Source organism: Pseudonocardia pini (genome assembly GCF_013870575.1).
Lineage (GTDB): Bacteria > Actinomycetota > Actinomycetes > Mycobacteriales > Pseudonocardiaceae > Pseudonocardia > Pseudonocardia pini.
In genome coordinates this window covers 1-3,934 of record NZ_JACBXB010000530.1, presented here as the reverse complement: position 1 = coordinate 3,934, position 3,934 = coordinate 1, and the positions used below count along the sequence as shown (strand labels likewise).

Below are 3,934 nucleotides of genomic sequence, written 5' to 3'. Positions count from 1 at the left end.
TGCCCACCGCCGTCGGGTCCGGGGCGCTGTGGACCAAGTGCGCCCAGACCGTCGACCGGCACTTCCGGATGCGGGAGTGGCTGGTCCTGGAGGGCGAGGAGGGCTCCGGCCGGACGACGATGGCGCGCGCCACCCACCAGGCCCACTCCCCCGCCGGGCACGTCCGGGTGCTCGACGCCGCGCACTGCGGGCCCGCCTGGCTCGCCGAGGTGGCCGACGAGCTGCGCACCGGCGGCGGCACGCTGGTCCTGCAGCACGTGGACCTCTTGGCGCCCCAGCACGCGCTGACCCTCGCCGACGTGCTCGAACCGCACCGCGAGTCCACCGATCCCGAGCGGCAGTGGGTCGTCGCGACCCGCGCGCACGGCACCCAGCCGGACACCCCCGAGCTCGTCGAGCTGCTGGGGTGCTTCCCGCGCAGCATCGAGGTCCCGCCGCTGCGCCACCACATCGAGGACGTCGCCGAGCTGGTCCCGTACCTGCTCGCCCGGCTCACCCGTGGTGCGGACCTGCACTGTTCGCCGGAGGCCCTGCGGGTGCTGATGCGCAACCGGTGGCCGGGCAACGTCGACCAGCTCTACCAGGTGCTGCGCAAGGTCGTCGCGCGACGGCGGACGGGCACGGTCCGGCCCGAGGACCTCCCGCCCGAGGTCCGCGCGATCACCCGCCGGGTGCTGACCCCGCTCGAGGCGATCGAGTGCGACGCCATCGTCGACGCCCTGCTGGACACGGACGGCAACAAGGCCGAGGCAGCGAGGCGTCTGGGCATGAGCCGGGCGACGATCTACCGCCGGATCCGCGGCTACGGCATCTCGATGCCCGACGGATCCGCCGTCTGACCCACCCGCACCGTGGAGCCACAACGGCGCCCGAGGGGGCCGGAACGACAGTCCTGGCTCCCTCACGCCGCCTGGGCGAACCGGGCCGGGCCGGACGCGGCTCCCGGGCGCCCTCCTCGCCGGCAGCGCGCGGACCCGCTCGAGGATCTCGTCCGTGCGGGGACCGGACGAGCCCACCCGGTGCGGCGCTCTGTCCGGTGTGTCCGGTCGAGGTCGGCTAGGTTCGCAGGCGTGCTGGATATCGGGGGGTTGCACAAGCGGTTCGGCTCGCGGACGGCGCTCGAGGACGTCACGTTCGCGGTGCGGCCGGGCGAGGTGTTCGGGTTCGTCGGCAGCAACGGCGCGGGCAAGACCACGACCATGCGGATCGTGCTCGGCGTGCTCAGCGCGGACGGGGGCGAGGTCCGCTGGCAGGGCACGGCGATCGACGCCGAGGCCCGCAGGCGGATCGGTTACATGCCCGAGGAGCGCGGGCTGTACCCGAAGATGAAGGTCGGCGAGCAGCTCGCCTACCTGGCCAGGCTGCACGGGATGCCCGCCGCCGACGCGACCGCGGCCGTGCGCCGCTGGACCGAGCGGCTCGGTGTGGCGGAGCGGGTGAACGACGAGGTCCAGAAGCTCTCGCTGGGCAACCAGCAGCGCGTCCAGCTCTGCGCCGCGCTGGTGCACGACCCCGAGATCCTGGTGCTCGACGAGCCCTTCTCCGGCCTGGACCCCACCGCCGTCGAGGTGATGAGCGCCGTGCTGCGGGACAAGGCGGACGAGGGCGTGCCGGTGGTGTTCTCCTCCCACCAGCTCGATCTGGTCGAGCGGCTCTGCGACCGTGTCGGGATCATCGCCGCGGGGCGGATGGTGGCGGTCGGGACCGTGTCGGAGCTGCGCAGCGGCGGCGTCGAGCGGATCGACGTCGTGGGACCGCCCCCGGACTGGGCCCGGGACCTGGCCGGGGTGCGGATCGTCGCGCAGGAGGGCGCCCGCACCCGCCTGGAGCTCGACGGCGCCACGGACCAGGACGTGCTCAAGGCCGCGCTCGCCGCCGGACCGGTGCACGAGTTCGCGCCGTACCGACCGCCGTTGACCGAGCTGTACCGCGACGTGGTGTCCGGAGGTGTCCCATGAACGGCGGGTTGTCGGCCGGGCAGGCCGTGGGGCTGGTGGCCAAGCGCGAGTTCAGCACGCAGGTGCGCTCGAAGAGCTTCGCCATCGGGATCGTGATCTCGCTGGTCATCTTCGGGATATACGCGCTGATCTTCCAGTTCATCGGCGACGAGACGTCGTCGGACTCGCTGGGGGTGACGCCGGCCGCCCAGCCCGTCGTCCCCGCCCTGCAGCAGGCCGCCGCCGCCTCGGGCCGCACCCTGACGATCACGGACGTGAGCGCCTCCGAGGGCGCGGCGCAGGTGCAGGCGGGCGATCTCGACGCGCTCCTCGACCGGGGCGCGGGCTGGACGCTGACCGGGCAGGACGCCGTCGGGAGCGAGCTGCAGACGCTGCTGTCCACGGTGGTCCGCCAGTCCACGCTGGACCAGGCGCTGCAGGCCGCGGGGCAGAACCCGGCGACCGTGGCGGCGTCGGGCACGGTCACGGTCACGACGCTGGAACCCGAGGACCCGGAGCGCGGGCAGCGGCTGGCGCTGGCGATCGTCACGTCCGTGCTGCTGTTCATGTCGCTGATCGGGTACGGGTCGGCGGTCGCGCAGGGCGTGGTGGAGGAGAAGTCCTCGCGCGTCGTCGAGCTGCTGCTGTCCACGATCAAACCGATCCACCTGCTCGCCGGGAAGGTGCTGGGGCTGGGCGCCGTCGGGTTGCTGCAGCTGCTGATCCTGGGGGCGATCGGTGTCGTGGTCGGTTCGGTGACGGGGCTGCTCAGCGCCCCGTCGGCGGCCGCGGGCGCGCTCGTCGCGGCGGTGATCTGGTACCTGCTCGGGTTCTTCCTCTACGCGTCCGTGTACGCGGCGGCGGGGTCCATGGTGTCCCGGCAGGAGGAGCTGCAGTCGCTGGTCGCGCCGATCATGTTCCCGCTGCTGCTGCCGTTCATCTTCGCGGTGTCGGTGCTGCCGGGGGACCCGCGGAACACCCTCGGGACCGTGCTGTCCTTCGTGCCGTTCTTCTCCCCGACGCTCATGCCCGCCCGCCAGGCGCTCGGCGTGGCGCCGTGGTGGCAGGTGCTGATCGCGATCGTGCTCACGCTGGCCACGATCGTCGCGGTGGTGGCGGTCGCGGCCCGGATCTACCGCAACTCGGTGCTGCGGACGGGGGCGCGGGTCAGCTGGGCCGAGGCGCTGCGTGGGTAGCGTCGTACTCCGTGCGTGAGACGTGGACGTGCGCCTGGTGGCGCTTCGCCCAGTCCGTGAGCAGTGAGAGCGTCTCGGTGAGCTCGTGCGCGGCCTCGGTGAGGCGGTACTCGGTCTTGGGCGGGACCGTGGGATAGACGGTCCGGGTCAGCAGCCCGTCCCGCTCCAGATTGCGCAGGGTGAGCGTGAGCATCCGCCTGCTGATGTCCGGGATCCCGCGCTCGTACTCGGTGAACCGGACGACGCCCTCCGCCCCCGTCAGGGTCAGCACCCCGATCGCCCACTTCCCGCTCACCCGGTCGAGCACCTCGTTGAGCGGGCAGATCTCCCCCAGTGCCTCGTGGGGTACACGCGTGTTCCTCTGGGACATGAAAGTGCCTTCTTCCCTGCTCAGCGCCCGTGACGTTCCATGGCCTCCGTTACTCATCGTGCACCAAGTGAGGTGGTCATGGCAGTGCTCTCGCGTTCGGTCGCCGCGCAGCTGGGTCTGGTCGGGGTCACGCAGTTCCTCGTGGCCACCGACTTCGACATCGTGTTCGTGGCGCTGCCGGTCATCGGGCGGTCGCTGGGCTTCGAGGGCGCCGACGTCCAATGGGTCGTCTCGGCCTACACCGTCGCGTTGGGCGGGGTGTTGCTGCTCGGCGGCCGTGCGGCGGACAGGCTCGGCGCCCGCCGGGTGTTCCTCGCCGGGCTGGTCGTGTTCGGCCTCGCATCCCTGGCGGGCGGGTTCGCGACGACGCCGTGGTGGCTCGTCACCGCCCGCGCGGTCCAGGGGATCGGGGCGGCGCTCCTGACCCCCGC

At 72.6% G+C, this 3,934-nt stretch carries 5 protein-coding genes; 4 read left to right on the top strand and 1 reads right to left on the bottom strand.

Annotated features, from left to right (window positions below; all coding sequences use genetic code 11):
* The 3 genes from H5J29_RS24035 to H5J29_RS24025 form a co-directional block, all read left to right on the top strand.
* Positions 1–839 (top strand): helix-turn-helix domain-containing protein (locus tag H5J29_RS24035; RefSeq protein WP_281376099.1); only part of this gene is annotated, 839 nt, incomplete at its 5' end.
* Positions 840–1,070: 231 nt separating this feature from the next.
* Positions 1,071–1,958 carry an ABC transporter ATP-binding protein gene (locus H5J29_RS24030; RefSeq protein ID WP_181783302.1) on the top strand — a complete coding sequence of 296 codons (888 nt, stop codon included), beginning with the start codon at positions 1,071–1,073 and terminating at the stop codon, positions 1,956–1,958.
* On the top strand, positions 1,955–3,133 hold the full coding sequence (locus H5J29_RS24025; protein WP_181783301.1) for an ABC transporter permease: 1,179 nt from the start codon (positions 1,955–1,957) through the stop codon (positions 3,131–3,133). The genes H5J29_RS24030 and H5J29_RS24025 overlap by 4 nt, the downstream gene beginning before the upstream one ends.
* On the opposite strand, the gene H5J29_RS24020 is transcribed toward H5J29_RS24025, so the two are convergent.
* Positions 3,105–3,503, bottom strand: coding sequence for a winged helix-turn-helix transcriptional regulator (locus H5J29_RS24020; RefSeq protein ID WP_181783300.1), 399 nt, complete (start codon positions 3,501–3,503; stop codon positions 3,105–3,107). The two genes, H5J29_RS24025 and H5J29_RS24020, sit on opposite strands and share 29 nt — an antisense overlap.
* 78 nt (positions 3,504–3,581) lie before the next feature.
* On the opposite strand from H5J29_RS24020, the gene H5J29_RS24015 reads away from it, so the two are divergent.
* A partial coding sequence (locus H5J29_RS24015) for an MFS transporter (RefSeq protein ID WP_181783299.1) occupies positions 3,582–3,934 on the top strand: 353 nt, incomplete at its 3' end.